This is a genomic window from Wolbachia endosymbiont of Drosophila tsacasi (assembly GCF_028982115.1).
Taxonomy (GTDB): domain Bacteria; phylum Pseudomonadota; class Alphaproteobacteria; order Rickettsiales; family Anaplasmataceae; genus Wolbachia; species Wolbachia pipientis_B.
The window spans coordinates 33,222-55,341 of the sequence record NZ_JAPQLJ010000054.1 but is presented as its reverse complement, the minus strand read 5'-3'; the positions used below and the strand labels follow the sequence as shown (position 1 = coordinate 55,341).

Sequence of the window (22,120 nt, the reverse complement as noted above, 5' to 3'; positions counted from 1 at the left end):
GTAACTAATTAAAAAGATATTTTAAGTAAAGTTTTAGAAGTTTATTTCTATATTTGGAAAAAGTTTAGATATGCAATCACGCTTAGGCAAATGTTGGTTTAGGGTATTACTTCTTGCAGCTTATGTGCTGATCATAGGTTGTAGTAAGAACGATATGCCTTTTCCAAGGTGCATATCTGCTGACTATTTCGGTCCTAAACCTATTGCAGTAAGCGCTCATTTTTCAAGCGACCACGATGCGTTTATTCCAGAAGATGGAGAAGTTATTGATCCTGAAACTGGAGAAATTAATTATGGTTTCCACCATAACCAAGTGGTGAAGTGGGAAGATACTGGATTAGAAACCAATGGAGATGACTTAGTGGTACGAGTTAATGGTGCATGGACGTCTTGGAGTAATGACAATAAGAAAGAATCTAAAAGCGGTTATAGCTTGCAAGGCTTGGAACAGCTAAAATATGCAACCAAATTTGAAGATAAACAAAGTGACAACAGCTTACCTGACTTTCACTTAGTTTGTAATGATTATAAACCTAGCATACAAAAATTTTCAAGTAAGCCTAATGCAAGTTGCACTGTAAATTGCAAGTGCATTAATGAAGATGATAGCGCAAACACAGTATCACGTGGTGCTCCATGTTGGTTTACCAACGGTCATGGTGCTTATCTTTTATTTAGAAGAACTTTTACAGATACAGATGGTAAAAAGACCATGGAACCAGATCCTAACGAAAATCTGAAATCTATGCGCAACCCTGAATCTCCCACTGTGCATCTAGGTTACAATTCCTTAGCAGAAAATGGAAGCGGGCTTTTTACTTTAAAAAGAAATAACACGGGATTAAAGGAAAGGAATTGTGATCAGGTAAAGTTAGAAAAAGGATGGAAAATATATGTAAAAATATTAGATAGACATTACTTAGATAATATAGGTGGCTACTCTTTTGAATTTTTGAGCGGAGTGCGAAAACCAAGTGACTCTGGATTTTTTGATTATATTTATCACTACCTAAAATGTGTGTTATTAATCAACAAGAATTGTGAAAAACATTTTGACAGTAACGACCCTGCAGCTGCACAAGCTATGTTCGAAAATATAGCTGAAAAAAGTACGAGCTTTCACAATTTTGTTCTTTCCTTGCTTGTTCTATTTGTAATGATTTTATCGCTTCTTTATCTTTTTGGCATGATACGAGAAACTAAGCCTGATATGCTCATCAGAATGATGAAAATCACTCTAGTAATAGTGCTTATATCTCCTGGAAGTTTTAGATTTTTCTATGATCATTTTCTCGTTTTATTCATCAAAGGCCTTGAACAATTGATAAGCATAATTACTAATTTTGCTCCCAACATGAACAACGGAAGTATTGCTCAAGGAGATGAAGCTAAGTTGTTTAGCTTCATGGAGGACATGTTCAATAAGTTTTTTGCTTATTCTGTTTGGAAAAAGTTTGCAGCGTTTTTACATTACCAAATGTGGGCAAGCCTCCTTATGATACCGGCAATTCTCATAGGAATCGTTTTATATTTTCTGCTATGTTTATATGCTTACATAATATTTCTCTCTGGCTTTATGGGTATAGCTTTTCTTATAGCTATCATGCCATTGTTCCTGATCTCTATTTTATTTTCACCGCTGAAAAGTCTGTTTGATGGATGGATAAAATTCTGTATTAGTTTTTGCTTGCAATCGATCATGATATTTACTCTGCTGTCATTGCTGGCTGCAATTATAATGAACACCTTTTATAGGCAATTAGGTTTTACTGTATGTTACAATAAATGGTTCGAGGTGAGACTATGTGCTCCAAAATGGGTGTTTGGCGGTTTTTGTATCGTTGATAAGCAGTACTTTAGTTGGACCCCAGGGCAAATTTTCGTACCTTACACTCTTGGAGAAGCTTCTCCGCTGAACGTAGATAAGAACATAGAAGGTATAGAAAAGATAAGCAGAGAAGGTGGTACAATAAAGTTTACTGGAGGCGCTGGATATATCCCTCTTCCACCGGATTATATTGAAAAAGGCTTTCGTTATATAGATTACCCTTTCTTTAATCCAATTCCTGGCACTAAAAATAATCCAGCAGACCATTATATAGCAGAGAGTGATATGGTAGTAGATAATAGCTGTAGTGCGAAAGATTTAGTGCGTTTAACAAATAGTTTATCCCATGCGTCAGAAAAGGCTGATATCCTATTGTTAATCAACAATATAGAAAAAAAGATAGGTAGTATGGATAGTGAAATAACAAAGCACTACTGTCAATCTATACAAGATGGAACCGAATGCAACAATTATCGAAAGATGATAAATGATTATAGAAATGGTATCATAAGACTAGATCTAAAAAGTAAAATAAGGTCTTTAGTGGAAAAGGTGATGGAAAGTGATAAAAGCTGTAAATTGGAAAATTTCTCTGACTTAAATCAAGATTATCAAAATAATAGCGATTACCAAAGGGTGCAAGACATACAGAGAGGTTATTTAATCAATGCAGGGGAAATCTTTGTATTATTCTTGCTTTCATTTTTAATGTTCTCCCTGCGCGAGTTCGTACAACAAATGGGCTCAAGTATTGCCGGTGGTGGATACAGCGTTTACAGCATATCTAGTATGTATCAAGCATCACCTTTGACTGGCTTAGCAGGAGAATTAAAACATTGGTGGCAAGATTTTGTTGGTGGAAAACTAGAGTCTGTAGGCAGTTGGGCTACTCATTTACCAGACAGATTAGCTGGAGGTGCAGCTAATCTAGTGGGCAGGATACCAGGAGTTGGAGGTGTGCTGAAACATGCTATTAATGTGCCACGTAAATTTGTAAGTGCCACTATTGAAGCAACAAAATTTCTAACTTCGCCTAAACATGATGTTGATAAGCTTGAAGAAAAAATTTACAGGGCATTTGGAGTTGATAAAGAAGATATTGCACATAGAAGGATTAACAGATATTTGGAATATTATAAAGGATACGTGGGATCACACTTGGGCTATACGATAGAAGATGCTATGAAGTTTACTTGGAAGCATGGCTATGATCATAACCTACTCTATAGGGCGAAAGAATATAGGCGGGAATTCCTTGAAAGGCTTCATGATTACACCATTGGACGTAAGAGAGAACCAGAGAGAGATAAGGATGAGGGTAGTAACAATCAATCAAGTGTGCCAGATCCAAAACAAGGCGAGAGCCAGCCAAATGAATCAATAAAAAGAGGTGTACCAGATGAGCCAAGAGAAAGAAGTGGAGATGAGGGTAACAATGAAGACTAGTAAAAAAAATTTCAAAGGTCTTGATTATTATAAATTGCAGCAAGACGATGATGGCAATATAAAGTTAAATGACTATGATGACATCTTGAATGCGCGCAGAGCAAGAGTGGATCTATTATTAGATAATACATTGCCAGATAACGACATCGACTTCGTTAAATTGAATAAAGCTTTGAGTGAGAAATTCATAGATAATCATGAGTTATTATCCGAATTTGATAAGGAAGATAAAGAAATTGTGCAAGAAGAACTTAAGGTGTTTAGTATTTTAGAAAGCCTTGAAAACCTTGAAAACGTGAAAAGTGAAGATTTATTAGAGGTTAGCTTATTACTATCAGATCTTAGCTTTATAGAGAGAAATGTTGTACTGAATACCGATCAGAATTCTGATCTCACAAAGTTTAAAAGTCTATTTATTGAAAAAAAATCATCTGGTGAAGAATATAGTGATGAAGAATGTAAAGATTTCCTCGATGATATAGATAGAATCAATACTATAATTAAGTTAGAGTTAGAAAGCAGAATTGAAAGGATGAATCACGATGAAAGAAATGATTATGGTGATTTACAAGATGAGATTGGTCAAGCAATAAATGCAACAGGCAAATCAAAAAAAAATAACTGATGAGTCTTGTGTTTTTCTTACAAGCAACTCGATAGCTTCTCTCTATTAAACTGCTAAAGCCATATTGACATTAATCATATAGTATAAATAATTAATTATTTTGGAGGTTATTTAGTATGCTGCGTATTATTGCGGGAAAATATCGCGGAAGGAAAATAGCCACAGGTAAGCATTTAGCTGCACGGCCAACTATGAGTTTTGTCCGAGAAGCAATGTTTAGTATACTTTCCTCAAGAAAACCTATTTATAACTTGAATGTACTTGATTTATTCTGCGGAAGTGGCTCTTTTTCATTTGAAGCGCTTTCTCGCGGTGCTAATCATGCATTCATGGTGGATTCAGATTATTACAATTTGCAATTGCCTAAAAAAACAGCAGAAGATTTTGGAATTACGGACAATGTCACGCTAATTTGTTGCAGTGCTAACAAATTGCCACAACCTATTTCAAAATGCGACATAGTTTTTATAGACCCGCCTTACAATAGCAATCTGGTTGAATCAACTTTAGATGGATTAGCTCACTCAGGCTGGTTAAGTAATGATGCATTGATAATTCTAGAGATTAGAAAAAATGAAGGTTTTGAGTGCAATAAAAACTTCAGTATAATCTTGGAACGTACCTACGGTATAGCAAGAATAATTTTTCTTTCTCTATTAACTTGAACTTGCATATACTTTTCATTGATGAGTTCCAGTTCTATTTCCGTCAATTTTCCAAAGAAACCACTTTTTCTGTACTTCTCTAGATCAAAATTTTTATTAAATTCATAGTCTATTAAATATTCACGTGCTTCTTCAATAAATTTATTTTCTTTTTCTTCATACTTTTTTATACTACCGTTATCTTCATGATAAACTAAATGTTCTTTGTGATCAGCATGAATATTTTTGTTCTTACACTCCGTGTTTCAAGGATCGTGTTCAAGTACTTTTCTACCAACAATCAATAGCTTATAAGAAATTTCCTATGATTCCTTTTAAGCGAGTTTTGAATTTTTGAAATGTCATGACATTGTTGATACGTTTATCAAGAAACGATAAAGTATCCGCAAAATCCTCTGAATAATCATTGATAAAAAAAAGTATCGTACTTAAGTACACTCCAGCTAATATTGCTCTTTTTGTATAGTAGTTAAAATCTGTTGATTGGTCATGAATGCCATACCAAATCGCGCTAATAGTTCTGTATGAAAGTTTACTAGAAAAATATGTATTTTTTGGTGATACCGAGAATGATAAAACATTTTTTAAAAGTTCTCTATAATTCGGTAGCTTAGCGTAGTTTGAAAGGCGTATTTGAATAGCTAACTTTACTCGCTCTCGCACTTTCATGTCTTCTAAATTGGAGTTTCTTAGTTCAGCTTCCATTGAGCTATTTAAGTCCTCTGCTATGTGCTCCAAAGCGCTATATATTCCATTCTGAAATTTGCAAAAGCTACTAGCTAGATTAAGGTCTGTACACACCTTTAATAGGGTTTCATCGCTTATCCCTTCAAATGGAATAAGCCTAATTAGCTTATCTATTATTAACTTTATTTCATCTTGTTCCACGCAACATTATACTAAACAGCATGTGTGATTGTACCTGAGATTTTCAAACATTCTACAAAATGCTTCACCACGTTCCTCGAAATTTTTCCATTGATCAAAAGAAGCACACGCGGGAGAAAGTAATATAGTTACTTCTTCTTTGCTATTTAAGGCCTCTTCAAAAGCTAGTTTAAGTGCGTTTTTCAAATTGCAACATTTTACAAAATCTACTTTATTCTCCATAGTGTTTGCAAAGGCTTCGGTTGATTCCCCAATAAGAAAAGCTTTTCTAATTCTCGTGAAATGCTTGCTTAATGATTCTATTCCACCTTTTTTGCTTCTTCCACCAACGATCCAATTTATGTTTTCATAAGATAAGATCGCCTTTTCGCTCGACTTTGCATTAGTTGCTTTGCTATCGTTCACGAAAAACACATTTCTTGTTTTGCCAAGCAGTTCATTCCTATGCCTCAGTCCTGAAAAGGACTTGATTCCATTGATAATAGTGTTGCTATCTACTCCAAGTAGCTTACATACGGCATATGCGGCTGCTATGTTCTCTGCATTAGATATTAGGTTTATTTTCACGTCGCTTACTGATAAGCTATGATTCTCTAGTTTTAACGAGATCTTCTGGATCTCAGTGCCCCTTTTGTCATCCAAGTAGCTGACACTGGGATCCAGATAATTTCGATCTATACCAGTAATCTGTTCACTATAATCAAGCAAATTGTTACCTGCCAATGATATTAGATCTCTTGCACCACCCTCTGTCATCTGAGTAGTTGGCAATGGTTTTTCTTTTCTGGATTCCAGCGTCACGCGCTGGAATGACATCGGGGAATATGTTACTGAAATTGGAATTTTGTTTCCAGTAAATTTGTTGAATATGTCAGCAGTAATCTCATTGTCACGTCCTATTACGGCAACCTCACTACCGTTTATCAGTTTTAATTTAGTTGCTATGTAGTTCTCCATACTTCCATGCCTATCTATGTGATCTGGTGTAATATTGAGCAGTGCTGAAATGTCTACGTTAATTTCATTCATCAACTCCAATTGAAAAGAGGAAAATTCAATTACATAAATTTCTGCATCTCTTTCTAGATCCAAAACAGGAACGCCTAAATTTCCACCAATAGCTACTTTTTTCCCTGCAGATTTTAATATGTGCCCTATTAGTGATGTAGTGGTTGATTTACCATTTGTTCCTGTGATGCCTATTACCTTCTGGTTCGTAGCTTTAGCTTCAAGAAATAGCTCAATGTCTGATTTTATTTTGCAATCAAATCTCCTTGCAAGTTTTACTATCCAATGTAGCTCTGTTGGCACCCCAGGGCTTAAAACCAATGCACTGATCTCATGCCAATTGTATTCCTTGGGATGAATAAAATTACATTTTTTATACATCATTTTTGCATTTGCTATTTGCTCTTCATGATCATCCCATGCATATACTCTTGCACCACTCTTTATCAGAGCGTTAATGGCGGATAAACCAGTTTTACCAAGACCAAAAACCGCAACGTTTTGATTTTTGTATTTGTTTAGTTGCACTGCTAGATAACTTATGCGAACCATTTTATAAAGATATCGTACAAACTACAACAGACTTCTTGCATAGATCACAACTGTCATTCAGTAGAAACGAAAAACCTTACTTGACAAGCCTCGCCAGGTCCCTTATCATGAAAATGAAGGTATTCAGTTATCTTCATCTGTGCAGATTAAACAGCAAGAAAACAACGTAGTTGGTGTCTTATTTTTAATTTTTTATACTATGTGCACCTTATGTCTTCACAACATTTCTGGGTTTTTACCTACATAAGCTGAAACGCGCTTATAAGTCGTTTAAGACAGTATAGTACGCCAATTTGCAGGATTAGGGAGTGACAATTAGCTAACACGGGATTTCTTTTGCCTTTTTTTCGTTTGGTAAATTTCTTAAATATTTATAGCTAAAAGAGCCCAAGAGAGGTGTCATTCCAGTGCTTGGCACTGGAATCCAGCCTTTATTATGCAGCCACTTGGTTGAAATTACGTCTTCTGGATCCCAGTGTCAAGCACTGGGATGACAGGAAGAGAAGGCTACTTGGATGACACCTTGACGATTTGAAGAATCATCATACCGCTACGTGTTAGCGGCTAAGAGATACCGCGGCGGGACGACGAGGATGCCGCCGCGAACTTGTCATTCCAGTGCTTGACACTGGAATCCAGTTTTCCATATAATCTCATCAAAAATGTTGTAACCACTTTCTATGCTAGTTTGCTTGTGAGCAACTTGGATCCCAGTGTTTGGGCACTGGGATGACATCATAGGGGCGCTGACCCTAACAATCGTCATCCCGCTGCTTGTTAGCGGGATCTATGCTAAAGGAAGTACTTGGATAACAAGAAATATGCACTGGAATTGCAAAGAGTTTGCAAATATTAGTTATTACCTGTAGGATATAGAGAAATTAGTAAGGATTTTAATAGGAATAATATGCCATCTGTTACTTTTGTTTTACCTGATGGGAGTAAGAAAAGCTATGAAGCTGCAGAGGGAGAAACTCTGCTTAATTTAGCCCACAGAAGTGATCCAGATCTGCTTGAAGGTGCATGTGAAGGCTCTCTTGCTTGTTCTACATGCCACGTGATTGTTGATCCAGAATTTTATGATGCTGTAGAAACGCATAATCCCATATCTGATGAGGAAAACGATATGTTAGATCTAGCCTTCGGCTTAACAGAGACATCAAGACTTGGGTGCCAAATAAAAATCACAAAAGATATCGACGGCTTGTGTGTAACCATACCAAGGGGTACAAGAAATATATCATTGGATAAACAGGGGAATAATTAGCTATGCGTAAGATTTTTATCTATATTATCATCTCTTTACTTTTGTTTATTCCTGTAGCGTATAGTGGTTTTTGGTATTTTTCTGCATGTAAGGTAAAAAATCTTTTAGCTGAAACAATACTATACATTAACGACGAAAAGTTCGATATTTCACATGATTTCAGTGGACTTCCTTCTAACCTAATTTTCCGTGTGACAAACCCAAAATTTTCCAATGAGCAATTAACCATCTCATCCGATGCTTTATTGATAAAAAATAGATTGTTTGATAAATCAGTATATATCTACATACCAAGCAATGAAGTCAACATTGTTGTTCATGGTGATGAGAAAAAGAATATAAAATGCCACACAAACGATAGCAGCCACTTTGTTGTTAGACTAAATGATTTACCATCTTCATTGCGATTCAACAGAAATAGTACCGTAATAGACTATATAGATACACTTCGTTACGAAGATCATGGATTAAAATGTGATGTTTCAGAAAATCAGCAAAGTGTTATAACTGAAGTGAATGATAAAAGCAATTACATTCAATTTCACCTCGATAAAGAACCAAGTGGAAATACTAAACTAGGATTTGATTTTTATACTTATCGGTATAAAAATACTGCAAGTCCTGAAAGTTACCTTAGTATCGACACTAAATTTGATTACGAATTTGTAAACCACATCTCAGCTTCCAGAGTTAATTTCAACATAGAGAAATTTTTAATTCAAAGTAATAATTTTTCTCTTGCTGCAGATGGTGGAGTGCAAAATTATAATTTGGTTACGTCTTCATTTAAAGACAAAATCAACGTGGCTATATCAAACTATAAAGAATTAATCTCGTTTATGATTGGTAACTCAAAAACTTCAGATGCGTTTGAAAAATTAATGTCTTTCTTATCAGAAAAAACAACTGATGACAGCGTTCAATTTTCAATAAAGTACGATGATGATGTGGGGTCAAGCTTTATTGGAAAGTTATCCATCACTGATTTTATGAACCAACTCAGTAAAATAACCCAATTAACCAAGGATGAGAGCAGTAGTTAGTTTACTTTTCATATTGATATTTCACTCAGGCGTAAACGCTTTTACTCTGGATAATAAACTCAGAGATAAAAGCATGGAAAAACGAGCAACAAGTTTATTTGAAATAATAAGGTGTCCAATATGTTCTGGCGAATCATTGTCTGAATCTGGATCTCAGATCGCGTATGATATGCGAAAAGCAATTCGTAAAAAAATCAATGATGGATACACAGATGAAGAGATAATCTCAGAGTTAAAAAATTCTTACGGCAATTCAATTATAACTACTCCACCTAGCACTTACATTTTGTGGTTTATTCCACTTACAACTCTGCTTATTGGGTGTTTTTTAATGCGAAAGTATACCAGTATGTCCAGTATATTTAAACCTTTTATGTAATGTAACCGTTCACACTTAATTCTTCAATCTCACTCATAGAAAGGCCAGTACACTTGACAATAGTGTTGACATCAACATTATTAGCCAGCATTGCTTTTGCGACTTCAATTTTTCCTTTCTCTATACCTTTTTCTATACCTTTCTCTTTAGCAAGATCAAGTCTGTATTCAAGAATGGCTTCTTCTTTCCGTAGATCCATTATTCTTTCTTCGTAAGCTACTAAATCTTTTTCGTTCCAACGAAACTTATCTAGCTCATCATATGCTAGCTTTATTATTGGTGCCTTTTCTGCAATTTTCTTTAGATCTTCATCTGTCGTTTCTTCAGCATATTTAAAGAAAAATAGCCAACGATCTACTATGCTTTCTAGCTGTTCTACTTTGCTTTTTGTAAATTTAGGTAACTCAATAAAGATAAATTGAAAATCTTTTAAGTAATGGCCGTTGGTTTTTATATCACGTATATTATGAGTAGAGATATAACCAACTTCTTCAGGAAGCAAGTTACAATTGGAAATAGCAATAAAGAAGACTTTCTTTAAATCAATGTAGTTGCCAGATTTATCTAATTGTCTTGAGTAAGCCTTAGCAGCATATAGTTGAGCGCGTTTCTCAAAACCTTTATCACGAGCCAGTTGCATCTCAATCACAAACCTATTACCAATAGAATCCTTGCAGAGAACATCAACAATACTTTGTTTATCAGAGGCAATTTCGGGATCCATGATAGTACTTAAGAATTCTACTTCTTGTATTGCACTTGCCTCAGCAAATCCTAAAATATCGTTCAAAAAGTGAATAAGGATATTCTTATTTTTTTCCGTTCCAAAGATTTTTTTGAAACACAAATCATTGCGAGGATCGAGAAATTTTGAAAGAGCCATGGCAAAAATGCTTAAAAATATTAATAATTATACACTATTATTAACAATTATTCAACCATATTTTTGAAGATAGCTAGTTTCTGTATTTACTTTAAATTGAAAAAAGCTCAAATGAAAGATCGCATTTTTTACAGAATGCAGTCTGGTTACTATATAATTTTTTGATTTTCACTTTTCTTTTAACCTTGCAATGATATTTTCTTTGCCGATAAAAATTAATAATTTAGCAAGTTCTGGGCCTGTTTCTGTTCCTGTTAAAGCTGAACGCAACTGCATAAATAAGTCCTTTGCCTTTATATCCACTGTCTGTCGAATAGCTTTTACCCACTCTGATGATGTGTTTTCGTTACAATCGCCTTGAGGCAATGCATTGAACGCAATTTTTATAAGCTCCTTATCAAGAATCACAGGCTCTATATCAGATTTGCATATTTTCCACCACTTGGCCACCTCAGAAAACTTTTCTATATTGTTCCTTATAAAATACCAAAACTCTGAGGAGTCCACTCCAATTTGATTTAAACGGTCTTGCACCATTTCAAATGGCATTTGTTGCAGCACTTTGCTATTTAGCTTGTATACTTCACTCAAGCTGAATTGTACAGATGCTGAGCTAAATTTTTTAATGTCAAATGAGTCAATCAAAGATTGCATACAGGTGCAAGCTTCAATTGGATTGGATGTTCCGAGCTTCACTAAATAACTAACTAGCGCCATTGGTTCAGTCTCATCTTCTCTTATGGACTTGATATCCAACCCGCCTTTCCGTTTCGATATCTTGCTATCATCAAAATGTAGTAGAGAAAGGTGAGCAAATATAGGAATTTTCGCTTTTAATGCTTTAATCATTTGGATCTGAACTGCTGTATTAGTTACATGATCTTCCCCACGTACAACATGGGTTACATTAAGGTCAACGTCATCAATAACAGAAGGTAGCATGTATGTGTAAATTCCATCTTCTCTTTTTACTATAGGGTCACTGACGCTACTGGTTGCAATATTTATTTCACCTTTAACTTCATCATTCCATTTAACAACTTCATTTCTATCCAATTTAAACCTGAAATGCGGCTTTCGTCCTTCTTGCCCATAATGGATTTTCTCTTGCTCAGTTAGAAGCAATGCACTTCTGTCATAAACAGGAGGAAGTCCTTGTTTTAATTGCAACTTTCGTTTAATTTCTAACTCTTCTCTTGTTTCATAGCATGCATAAATATACCCTTCTTTTATTAACTGCAAGAACACCTCGTTATAGCGCTCAAAGCGCTCTGATTGCTTAAAACTTGCATCCCAATCGATACCAATCCATTTTAGGTCTTCTATGATATTATTTATATATTTGATATCTGAACGCTGAAGGTCAGTATTATCAAAACGGAGTAAAAATTTTCCGTTTTGATTGCGTGTGTACATCCAACAAACCAGAGCAGTTCGTACGTTTCCTACGTGGAGGTAGCCAGTTGGGCTTGGAGCGAATCTTGTTAGCATTTAAATAGCAATATTGTAAAATAATAACTTATTTACTCTAATTTATTTTAATTTTATATAAATGTACGGCTAAAGCAAGTGAGATCTGCTAATACAATTGAGCAAGAGAAGAATAAGTATGGCTATAGCATTGTGGCACCTTTGATATTTAATGGATTAAGACCATATGATAAATTCAAGAAAATTCACAGCTTGACGACAAAGGCTAATGTAGCATTATATTGGTATCATGACTAACTTAGAAAAGATGAGAGAAAAACTGCAAGATCAAATAAATTATCATAATGTTTTGTATCACCAAAAAAATAAGCCAGAAATAAGTGATGCTGAATATGATGAACTGAAGAAAAAGTTAGCTGAAATAGAGCCAGAAATTTATGCAACACAAGATAGTGTTGGTGCTCCACCTGATGAGAGGTTTTCTAAGGTGGAACATCAAGAACCTATGCTTTCTCTTGAGAATGCTTATGATGAACAGGGTGTAGAAAAATTTTTGTCTAAAATAAAGAGGTTTTTAATTGAGGACAAAATAGAGATATTATGTGAGCCAAAAATTGATGGGTTGTCGTTTTCTGCAATTTATGAGGATGGGAGATTTGTTAAAGCTGCAACTCGAGGTGACGGTTTTTTAGGGGAAGATGTCACTCACAATGTTGCAACAATAAAAGGCTTTCCTAAGTTTTTGCAAGGTGTGCAAGGAAGACTAGAAGTAAGAGGTGAAATATACATCAGTAACAGCGACTTTTTAAAGTTAAATGAAAACGATGAATTTGCCAATCCTCGAAATGCAGCTGCTGGTTCTCTAAAGCAATTGGATGCAAACATTACAGCAAGTAGACCTCTTAGATATTTTGCTTATTCTTTAATTGGTGGAGCAGAGAAAAGTCAAAGTGAAATACTAAATAAGCTTGAGGCACTTGGTTTTTGCGTAAATGAGCATCAGTCCTTAACGAGTAGTTTGGATGGAATGCTGAAGTTCTATAACGAGGTCTATAATTGTCGCTATAACTTGGATTATGATATTGATGGAATAGTCTATAAAGTAAATGATTTGGTACTACAAAATCGTCTAGGGAATACTCACAAAGCACCGCGCTCAGCGCTTGCATACAAGTTTTCTGCGGTTTATGCAAAAACAAAGTTAAATAAGATATTTATACAAGTGGGCAGAACAGGGGTTTTAACTCCAGTTGCAGATTTAGTGCCAGTCAATGTTGGTGGGGTGCTAGTTAGTAGAGCAAGTCTGCATAACCAAGATGAGATAAAACGTAAAGACATAAGAGAGGGAGATATTGTAACAATCAAGAGGGCAGGAGATGTAATTCCCCAGATCATTGAAGTAAGCAGAGATTCTCGTCTTCCAAATACACCTGAATTTGTGTTTCTTGGAGTATGCCCTGAATGTGGTAGTAAAGTACGTCAGGTTGAGGGAGAGGCGGCAGTAAGATGTCCTGAGGAATTTGCCTGTAAAGCTCAAATAATAGAAAAACTAAAGCATTTTGTATCGAAAGATGCATTTGACATTGTTGGCCTTGGTGACAAGCAGATAGAGTTTTTTTACGACCTTGGTCTGATAAAACAAATCCATGATATTTTTACTTTAGAAGAAAAATTGGATGAATTTAATCTGGAAGAACAGTCTGGTTGGGGCGAGAAATCTATAGCTAATTTGTTAAATTCTATACAAAGCAGAAGGGTAATAACTCTAGATAGGTTTATATTTTCTTTAGGTATTAGATTTATTGGCCAAGTTGCAGCAGAATTGCTTGCAGATTATTATGTTTCTTATGATTATTGGTATAATTCGATGATTGAACTGTCATCAGATAATACTGAGCTAGTCGGTATAGACGGCATAGGAAAAAAAGGGGCTGAATCTTTGGAATCATTTTTTTCTAAGGAACATAACATCAAAATGTTAAATGATCTTACTGTTTGTCTTCAAATTCTTCCTGTGAGCTCCAACTCTAGTGACTCTGTTTTAAATAATAAAATTATAGTGTTTACTGGTAAGCTACTTGCTATGAGTAGAGGAGAGGCAAAAGTAAGAGCCAAAACTCTAGGAGCAAAGGTCAGCTCACATCTTTCTGCTAAAACTGACTACCTAATTGCAGGAGAAAAACCAGGATCCAAATATAAAAAGGCAGTGGAATTAGGTGTAGAAATTTTAGATGAAAACCAGTGGCATAAAGTGATAAGTTTGGGAGTGTTCAAATGACACTTGGATTGTATATTAAATCAAAGTTGCAAGACTATTTAGAGAGTAGCCAATTCTTTCCATCCAAGAATCATTTTATTGGCTTGCCTCAATTTTTCAATAGATGGCAAGTCTTCTGTGCTGAGTGGTAGGCGGACAGTTTGATGTCCTATAAGACCAATATCATGCAAAAGTGCTTTAGTGGGTATTGGGTTGCTGGCAATAAATAGAGCTTTGCAAGCTTGTTGCCAGATATCTGTTGAACTTTTTATGTCATTTCCTGTTATTTGAGGAGTTGTTTTTTTTCTAGTTACGTGCTGGAATGACAGTAGGCATTGCTTAACATATTCATGTGCTGCATGTGGCCAAACATTGGAAGCAACGGAAACCAGACCAGCTACGCCATAAGGGGCCATATCGGATATCATATTATCATCTCCGCAAAAGACCTCAATATTTGGAGCAATTTTCTTATACTGAGCTAAAGTATCAACGGTGCCACTTGAATCTTTGATAGCCCAAAATTTTTCGTGGCTGGATAAGTTGCGTACAGTTTCGGCGTGAAGACTCACTCCTGCTCTCGATGGAATATTGTAAAACATAGCCGGCACATGTGCTTTTTCAAGTAGCTTTTCAAACCATAAAGTCTGCCCCATGATTCCAGGCTTTGCATAAATTGGAGTTGTCATTAGATAGCCGTGAATAGGCATACCCCTGCAAAAATCAAGCCATTCAAGAGTCTGATATAGACTCACCCCTGGTACACCAATTATAATTTTCGTACTTAATTTTAGCTTACATACAAATTCAACTAATGTACGCTTTTCAGAATCAGTAAGCGATAGGCTTTCACCTGTGCTACCTAGCAACACTACACCATTTTCAGCTTCAGCTTGCATTGTAAGTAAACGCTGCAAACTGCTATAATCTATGCTATCCCCATTGTAATTAAAGGGAGTAACACAAGCAGTCCATAAAAATGTAGATTTCAATTTAAATTGTTAAAATGGTATTTCATCGTCGATTAGTTCATCTTTTATATCGTTGTCAAAACTTTCGTGCTTATTTTTTTGTTCTGTTTCATTTTGCTTGTATTCACTTGGCTTGTAATCGGAAGTTGGTCGCGAATCCAAGAGAGTAAGAGCGCTATTAAAATTATATAGAACCACCTCTGTTGTGTATCTTTCACTACCGTTTTGGTCAGTCCATTTTCTAGTTCTCAAAGAACCTTCAACATAAACTTTACTGCCTTTGCGTGCAAAATTTTTGACGATTTTTACTAATCCTTCACTAAAAATTACAATATTATGCCATTCTGTCTTTTCAGAGCGCATACCGGAAAGTTTGTCAGTCCAACTTTCAGACGTGGCTATTGAAAAACTTGCCATCTCTTTTCCATTTTGTGTAGTCCTAATTTCAGGATCTTTTCCTAAATTACCAACTAGTATGACTTTGTTTATGGTACCACCAGACATAATTATGCTCTAAATAAATCCCTTTATTATCTTATGTGAAAATACTATTGTCAAATTTAATTAGAAGTGCGCTTGGAGGGATTCGAACCCACGGCCTTTGCCTCCGGAGGGCAACGCTCTATCCAACTGAGCTACAAGCGCATATATAGCTACCCACCCGCGGTATCTCTAGATCCCGCTAACACGTAGCGGACCGTCATACTGCGATTCATTCCACAACTGTACGAACATTCGTTTGTGAAAGCAGTGTGTTAAATGTTATAGCAGGTTTTGCCTCAAATACAAAGATGTCATCCCAGTGCCTTGACTACTTGGATCCAGGAAACTTAACTCTACACCAAGTAAATGTACAATAAGAACTAGATTCCAGTGCCAAGCACTGGAATGACATCATTTATTATTCAACATCGTGTCACATTGCAACGTTCGTACAGTTGTGCACGGTATCTCATCAGCTAACGAGCAGCGGAATGACGGTTTTTCAAATTGTCGGTAAACCTAAGTCACTTTGGCTATGTACTAAATTATTTAATAGATAAGCTATCCAAGTCAAATTTTTGTTTTGGATAAAGCGTAAACATAACACTCCCCTGTCCAAGATATACATTTTGAGAATCATTCGCATGCTTTTTTATTGCTTTTTGATCTACGGCCCATACAAAAGTCACACAATTTTCAGTGACTGAGTGCACCTTTAAGTCCTTAGTATTTCTAAACAGTTTTCCATTTACCCATATTTTCCATGTATCGGGAGAAAGATATAAAATTGACTCTAAACTCACTACCTTACAGTTGAAATTATCTGACACCTCCTCTTTTGCAGCTCTTGAAGACCGTAAATTGAACTTTTCCATTTCATTGACTATTCTATTAACTGGCTCTTCATCAAAAAAAATGCTTTTTACGTTACTATATTGTGATAAAGCGTCAAAGTCACTTTCCACTGCTTCTCTTATTATATCGTCCCGATCTGTATAGCTTAGTTTTTGATTGTTAATAAAGAAACACTCTTTTGCACGCAAATTTGCTATATCAATAAAATCATCGATTTCTTGATTGCCAACTTTAAGAATACTTTCAAAATATCTTTTTTCTATCATCATTCCATACTGAGAATGATGACAAACCATTTCATCATCACCTTGTTTTTCTATATATACGCATAAATTTCCACTATTTAATCCTAATATTTTATGCTCAATAAAATCTTCATTTCCAATATATTGTCGGCAAGAATACTCCTTACAAATTTCTATGCTTTCTATGATATCTTCACAACTGCAATATGCATTAACATTGGAAATGAGTAGCGTAAAAATAAAAAACAGCTTTATGTTCATCACCTTATCTACTTAATATAGTATACCAATCAAAGACTATATTAACTCTCACTATCTCTATCATATTACCATTCAAAATTTGATTCATAGTTGCAGCATCAATATTTCTCTGCTTGTTTAAAATAAGAGATTTGATCATAACATAACCGGGCAGATTTGGAATAGACTGTAGAAATAAAAAAATATGCTTATCGCTGATTGAACTTAAATTTAGGACCACTTCACTTTTTATTACTTTTGTGCGTTCACTTTTGTTGTGGAGCTCAACTTCTTCGGGTATAGAAATTGATATTTCAGGTTCTAATATATAGTACTTTTTATATAACCTGCTAAGCTCGAAATTTAAATTTGCAATATATCTGCTACTGTGTAAATTTGAAGAGGAAATTTTTTTCCATAAATCTAGGTTTTTATTTAGAACAACTTCCTTTTTTTGAATTCCAGTAATCTGTAAATTAATAGAACGTATTTTATCAATCGCAATTTGGTTTTTATTATAAACCTTTTCGTTATAGATAACAACATATGTTAATAACCCTATTAATCCAACAGATAATAACAAATACGATATAAACTGAATTGTAGCTTTTCTTTTTAATTGAGAGATAGTCATTAATCTACATTGCCTCTCCTATTTCAACATCAATAGATAGATTTTGCCCTTTAGCAGCAGGTAAGTTAGAAATATTAATGTCATAGGTACGAAAATTATCGTTTAAATTTTTTCGTAGTTTCTCGTATTGATAGGAAATATTTTTACCGGATTGAAAATTAAACCTTAAAGTTGTGGTAATATAACCTTTTGCCTCATTATAATTTCATTCAAATGATCGAAGCTCTATACCTGGTACTTTTAACTTTTCTACATACTTAACTTGTGTAAGAGGAGAGTATTCTATTTTTGATAAAATATTATTGATATTAATAAAATCATAAACTTCATCTATTTTTTTACATTATAGCTTTGGCTAAGTTTTGTTAATTGGTTATTTAAGGTGCTCTGCTTTGCGGATAAATTATTAGCGACACTGAAGTTTGAATACAAATTTAGCAAACAAAGGGCGTTAATTACAACTAAAACCAAAGCGAAGTATAGAAAAATTTGAGGAGAATTTAAATAAAGATAATTGAATAGATAAAATTCTTTAGTTTCCTTTGTATTAAAAATAGCTGCTAATTTATTCTTAAAGCTATGAAACAAAATTATGGTATCGCAAAAGTTATCTTTTTCACTTATAGCTAGTTCTGCTCCTAATAGTTTGCCTAACTCATATGGAGTTAATATGTTCACACTATTCTCTGAAAAATTTATGACTGATAAACTAGCTTTAATATCTTCTGACACTATGATGCAAAGGTCGATAGGGTTATTTTTTTCAAACCCAAACTTAGTTAAGGATCGAATAGTATCTTGCACTTCCTGATATATTCCACCAGCAATAATTCCTGGTAAATTATCATTAGTAAATGGTACTAAACGCGTAAATATCATTTTATTCTCTTTAAGAACCACTTGTCTATAGCCTCCCGTTTTAGTTGCAGCAACTATAATTTTCCAATTATTAGGATCTTTATGTAGAATCTTTTTTGTTATATTACTTATTTCTATAGGAAACATTAATATTCCCTTAAAGTTGGAGCCTATCTCAACAAACACATTCAACCAATATTCTACTAAATGCTTTGCTTTTGATGAAACAAGAAGATAGCACCAATTTTGATTGAATTTGTTTGGCTTCTCAACCAAAAAAACTGAACTTATGTCATTATTACGAGAAAAATGCTCCATCTTTGTTTTTGCTGATAGATAGGCACTAATCTTGTTTGCCCTTGTAATAAACTGTAGCAAGTAATTTTGATCTGCATGATTAAGTACTAGGTATAAAGGTGCTTTTTTATCTGACGAAAGACATGAAATTAAATCGGAAACTGCTTTATCGTTTTTGCCCTTAACAAAATACCTTTTATTTAAAGTGTTATTTTTAAAATATAGTAACATTATGCCTTCTTCTCCAATAGAAAGCATAAACTTACTTTTGGATTTTGAGCTAAACATATTAACAAAACGTATACTTATCTAGAATTAAAAAGGCAATTTATTGAAATTCATTAAACGTTAGAGGGAAATATTGTTATAAGTTTTCGCAGCAACATTATTTATATTATAATTTTTTCACAAAATTACTACTAATATTAAGCTATTTAGGTAATAGATTAAATTAATTAGAAATATACACTATCTGCCGATTAACTTTAATTAATAGGAGTTATTAGTATATTTACTATTCTTGTAATATCATTTCTAATGGTAAACATTTCTAGTAATACTGGAACAGTTGTTATTTCAGATACAGAATTTAGAACTAACCATTTGCTGAAGAACGCTCATCTTCTGTGGTACTTGATGATGGAGCAACTAATTTGCTCAAAATCTCATCTTTTGGGCCCATAGCGTAAATAACACCATCTGACATGAGGATTACCTTATCAACTACGGACAATAACGGTAGCTTGTGAGTGATGATAACAGTAGTAGTATTTTGCTTTCTTGCAATGCCAATTGCATTAATTAAGCATGCCTCTCCATTGCTATCTAAGTTAGCGTTTGGTTCATCAAGTACTAAAAGTTTTGTGTGCCCATAAAAAGCTCTGGCAAGTCCAAGAAGCTGTTTTTGGCCGCCAGAGAGCGTTACTCCCCCAGGCCCTCCTATTGTTGTATCATATCCATTTGGTAAGCTTAGTATTAGTTCATGTATTCCTGCAATTTTTGCTGCTTTGATTATTTCTTCAGGATTTGGATCTGGTCTCATGCGAGCAATATTAGCTTTGATACTAGTGTTAAATAACTCAATATCTTGAGGTAAGTAGCCAACATAATTACCAAAATTTTCTCGATTCCAAGTATATACATCAGCGCCATCTAGTCTGACTACACCAGATATTGGCTTCCATACACCAACAGTTAATTTTGCGATAGTGGATTTACCAGAAGCACTTACACCAATCACACCTACTACGTCCCCTGGTTCTATAATAAATGATATTCCTTTTACTGTTGGCTTATTGCTTCCATAAGGAGTAAAAAATACTCTATCAAATTCCAATTTTCCTTCAGGTTCTGGTAGAGCCATCGTTTGCTCTCTTTTTGGCGATGTTAATATAAGTCTTTGTAGCCTTCCATATGACATTCTAGCCTGATTTAAAAACTTCCAAGTATGAACCGCAGCGTCAAATGGTGCTAATACTCTACCCATTAAAATTGAAGCAGCGATGATGCTACCAGCAGTTTTATGAGCTGTAATTGCAAGTAATGCACCTGTTCCAATTACTGATATTTGCAGAGTTGAGCGCAAAAACTTAGTGATTCCAGTAATTACATTAGAGCGATTTTGTGCTTTAATTTGCATTGCTCGATTCTGATCATTTCGTTTACACCAATCAGAGACTATGAATTCTGACATGCCCATAGCTTCAACTACTTCTGCATTTCTTGTTGCAACATCTATAGCATTGATATTCCGTATAGTTTCTTCGTTGGTTTCTTGTAATATTCGTTTAGTGGCAAGTTCATTCCATATTGCCATAGAGACTAATATAATAATTCCAGCAATAGCTATAAACCCCGTGGAGGTGTGTATCATGAAAATCACAACAAGGTAAATTAACGACCATGGAGTATCAAACAGTGAGAATATACCATTTCCTGTAATGAAATTTTTTATTACCCCGAGATCTCGTATTGCTTCACCACTTGAAGTTGAGCTCTGCACTGACGTTAGCCTGATTGACCTTACTATCAGATCTGGTGTTGCAGTTTTATCGATCCAATCACCTATTTTTGCCATGGCTAAATATCGACAAGTTTCAAGCATTGCAGAACATGCAAATGCAGATAAAGTGATAATTGTCAGCATAGTTAGTGTTGGCACACTTTCGCTTGATATCACCCGATCAAGCACTTGAGAGGTATAAAGTGGTAGGAATAACATTAATAAATTGATTCCCGCACTAAACCAAAAGATGAACCAAAATGCACTTTTGCATTTTTCTAGACAAATATATAGAGTACTTTGCTTCAATTCTTTTTTTATTGATGGCGTAATTTCCACAATCTTCCTCTTAATTTGATTATATGCACCATATACAATTTTTATTACAAAAATATTAATAACGGTAGTTAGCCTGCTTTAAGTAAGTAAAATATTAATATATGTGAATAGGAAATATAAACAAAGAAGTATAGTTAATATTTCCTTCATTGCCTATAGCTGAGCTACGTCATACCGCCGCGGTGCTAACAAGAGATCCCGCTAACAAGCGGCGGGATGACGAGGTATAAACCATCGTCATGCAGCCGCAAACCGTCATACCACCGCGGTATCTCATCCGCTAACAAGCAGCGGAATGACAGCAATCCTACGTCATACCGCCATGGCGCTAACAAGAGATCCCGCTAACACGTAGCGGGATGACACCATTTGTTGTAAACTCACTTTTACTCTATGGTCTTGCAGCTATCCTGAACCGACAATGGCGACAACTTAAGGGATGTTAAGGAGTAAAATACTACAAGAAACAGCACTTTTGTTTCTATTTTATTTCAACAAAAAAGTTTAAAATGTGTCCTTTTTAGAGGATGCATGCAGAAACGAAAAAACTTACTTGACAAACCCCGCCAGCCCCCTTATCATGATAGTGAAGGTATTCAGTTATCTTCATCTGTGCAGATTAAACAGCAAGAAAACAACGTAGTTGGCGTCTTATTTTTAATTTTTTGCACTATGTGCACCTTATGTCTTCACAACATTTCTGGGTTTTTACCTATATAAGCTGAAACACGCTTATAAGTCGTTTAAGACAGTATAGTACGCCAATTTGCAGGATTGGAGAGTGACAACTAGCTAACACGGGGTTTCTCTTGCCTTTTTTTTCATTTGGTAAATTTCTTAAATATTTATAGCTAAACGACAACCGTCATCCCGCAGCGGGATCTCTTGTTAGCGGATGAGATACCGCGAATGAATCGCGGTATG

The 22,120-nt window shown here is 34.9% G+C and carries 18 protein-coding genes, 1 tRNA gene and 2 pseudogenes; 8 read left to right on the top strand and 13 right to left on the bottom strand.

The window, feature by feature from the left end; all coding sequences use genetic code 11:
* Window positions 1–70: 70 nt before the first annotated feature.
* The 3 genes from OZD70_RS05620 to rsmD all read left to right on the top strand — a co-directional run bounded on the left by OZD70_RS05620 (window position 71) and on the right by rsmD (window position 4,564).
* On the top strand, window positions 71–3,274 hold the full coding sequence (locus tag OZD70_RS05620; RefSeq protein ID WP_275021437.1) for a TrbL/VirB6 family protein: 3,204 nt from the start codon (window positions 71–73) through the stop codon (window positions 3,272–3,274).
* Entirely contained in the window at window positions 3,264–3,899 is a 636-nt protein-coding gene (locus OZD70_RS05615; protein WP_275021435.1) for a WD_0853 family protein, read from the top strand. The genes OZD70_RS05620 and OZD70_RS05615 overlap by 11 nt, the downstream gene beginning before the upstream one ends.
* 116 nt (window positions 3,900–4,015) lie before the next feature.
* A complete protein-coding gene (rsmD, locus tag OZD70_RS05610; protein ID WP_275021433.1) occupies window positions 4,016–4,564 on the top strand; it encodes a 16S rRNA (guanine(966)-N(2))-methyltransferase RsmD in 549 nt (182 codons plus the stop codon).
* Here the strand turns inward: rsmD and OZD70_RS06155 are convergent.
* The 4 genes and pseudogenes from OZD70_RS06155 to OZD70_RS05590 form a co-directional block, all read right to left on the bottom strand.
* Window positions 4,522–4,830: pseudogene (locus OZD70_RS06155) on the bottom strand (hypothetical protein); the annotation flags it as partial. The gene rsmD and the pseudogene OZD70_RS06155 overlap by 43 nt on opposite strands.
* A 22-nt stretch (window positions 4,831–4,852) precedes the next feature.
* The gene (locus OZD70_RS05605; protein ID WP_275021431.1) at window positions 4,853–5,452 is read right to left on the bottom strand and encodes a COQ9 family protein; all 600 of its coding nucleotides are present in this window, start codon (window positions 5,450–5,452) and stop codon (window positions 4,853–4,855) included.
* Between the two features lie 6 nt (window positions 5,453–5,458).
* Window positions 5,459–7,012: a Mur ligase family protein gene (locus tag OZD70_RS05600; RefSeq protein WP_275021429.1), complete on the bottom strand. Its 1,554-nt coding sequence runs from the start codon at window positions 7,010–7,012 to the stop codon at window positions 5,459–5,461.
* A 610-nt stretch (window positions 7,013–7,622) separates the two neighbouring features.
* Window positions 7,623–7,778: a hypothetical protein gene (locus tag OZD70_RS05590; RefSeq protein WP_275021427.1), complete on the bottom strand. Its 156-nt coding sequence runs from the start codon at window positions 7,776–7,778 to the stop codon at window positions 7,623–7,625.
* Between the two features lie 141 nt (window positions 7,779–7,919).
* On the opposite strand from OZD70_RS05590, the gene OZD70_RS05585 reads away from it, so the two are divergent.
* Genes OZD70_RS05585 through OZD70_RS05575 form a run of 3 tightly spaced genes read left to right on the top strand, consistent with a single transcriptional unit; the run spans window position 7,920 to window position 9,701 of the window.
* Window positions 7,920–8,279: a ferredoxin family 2Fe-2S iron-sulfur cluster binding protein gene (locus tag OZD70_RS05585; protein WP_064125547.1), complete on the top strand. Its 360-nt coding sequence runs from the start codon at window positions 7,920–7,922 to the stop codon at window positions 8,277–8,279.
* A gap of 2 nt (window positions 8,280–8,281) precedes the next feature.
* Window positions 8,282–9,322, top strand: coding sequence for a hypothetical protein (locus OZD70_RS05580; protein WP_275021425.1), 1,041 nt, complete (start codon window positions 8,282–8,284; stop codon window positions 9,320–9,322).
* Window positions 9,306–9,701 (top strand): cytochrome c-type biogenesis protein CcmH, encoded by a 396-nt coding sequence (locus tag OZD70_RS05575; protein WP_182184020.1) that lies wholly within the window; start codon window positions 9,306–9,308, stop codon window positions 9,699–9,701. The genes OZD70_RS05580 and OZD70_RS05575 overlap by 17 nt, the downstream gene beginning before the upstream one ends.
* On the opposite strand, the gene OZD70_RS05570 is transcribed toward OZD70_RS05575, so the two are convergent.
* The gene (locus tag OZD70_RS05570; protein WP_275021423.1) at window positions 9,694–10,584 is read right to left on the bottom strand and encodes an Rpn family recombination-promoting nuclease/putative transposase; all 891 of its coding nucleotides are present in this window, start codon (window positions 10,582–10,584) and stop codon (window positions 9,694–9,696) included. The genes OZD70_RS05575 and OZD70_RS05570 overlap by 8 nt on opposite strands.
* 168 nt (window positions 10,585–10,752) lie before the next feature.
* Window positions 10,753–12,075 carry a glutamate--tRNA ligase gene (gene gltX / locus OZD70_RS05565; protein WP_275021421.1) on the bottom strand — a complete coding sequence of 441 codons (1,323 nt, stop codon included), beginning with the start codon at window positions 12,073–12,075 and terminating at the stop codon, window positions 10,753–10,755.
* 78 nt (window positions 12,076–12,153) lie between these two features.
* Between gltX and OZD70_RS05560 the strand changes: the two genes are divergently transcribed.
* Together OZD70_RS05560 and ligA are read left to right on the top strand one after the other, a co-directional pair.
* The gene (locus tag OZD70_RS05560) at window positions 12,154–12,312 is read left to right on the top strand and encodes a hypothetical protein (protein WP_182184025.1); all 159 of its coding nucleotides are present in this window, start codon (window positions 12,154–12,156) and stop codon (window positions 12,310–12,312) included.
* Window positions 12,305–14,293 (top strand): NAD-dependent DNA ligase LigA, encoded by a 1,989-nt coding sequence (ligA, locus tag OZD70_RS05555; RefSeq protein ID WP_275021419.1) that lies wholly within the window; start codon window positions 12,305–12,307, stop codon window positions 14,291–14,293. The genes OZD70_RS05560 and ligA overlap by 8 nt, the downstream gene beginning before the upstream one ends.
* 38 nt (window positions 14,294–14,331) lie before the next feature.
* Here ligA and dapA read toward each other — a convergent pair whose 3' ends face one another.
* The 7 genes and pseudogenes from dapA to OZD70_RS05520 form a co-directional block, all read right to left on the bottom strand.
* The gene (gene dapA / locus OZD70_RS05550) at window positions 14,332–15,264 is read right to left on the bottom strand and encodes a 4-hydroxy-tetrahydrodipicolinate synthase (RefSeq protein ID WP_275021416.1); all 933 of its coding nucleotides are present in this window, start codon (window positions 15,262–15,264) and stop codon (window positions 14,332–14,334) included.
* Window positions 15,265–15,273: 9 nt separating this feature from the next.
* Window positions 15,274–15,747: a single-stranded DNA-binding protein gene (gene ssb / locus OZD70_RS05545; RefSeq protein WP_275021414.1), complete on the bottom strand. Its 474-nt coding sequence runs from the start codon at window positions 15,745–15,747 to the stop codon at window positions 15,274–15,276.
* A 67-nt stretch (window positions 15,748–15,814) separates the two neighbouring features.
* Window positions 15,815–15,888, bottom strand: a tRNA-Arg gene (locus OZD70_RS05540).
* 383 nt (window positions 15,889–16,271) lie between these two features.
* Window positions 16,272–17,087, bottom strand: a complete 816-nt coding sequence (locus OZD70_RS05535) for a hypothetical protein (RefSeq protein ID WP_275021412.1) — start codon at window positions 17,085–17,087, stop codon at window positions 16,272–16,274.
* Between the two features lie 4 nt (window positions 17,088–17,091).
* Window positions 17,092–17,700: a hypothetical protein gene (locus tag OZD70_RS05530; RefSeq protein ID WP_182184030.1), complete on the bottom strand. Its 609-nt coding sequence runs from the start codon at window positions 17,698–17,700 to the stop codon at window positions 17,092–17,094.
* 4 nt (window positions 17,701–17,704) lie between these two features.
* Window positions 17,705–19,143: pseudogene (locus OZD70_RS05525) on the bottom strand (hypothetical protein).
* A gap of 307 nt (window positions 19,144–19,450) precedes the next feature.
* Window positions 19,451–21,196 (bottom strand): type I secretion system permease/ATPase, encoded by a 1,746-nt coding sequence (locus OZD70_RS05520; RefSeq protein WP_275021408.1) that lies wholly within the window; start codon window positions 21,194–21,196, stop codon window positions 19,451–19,453.
* Between the last annotated feature and the right edge of the window lie 924 nt (window positions 21,197–22,120).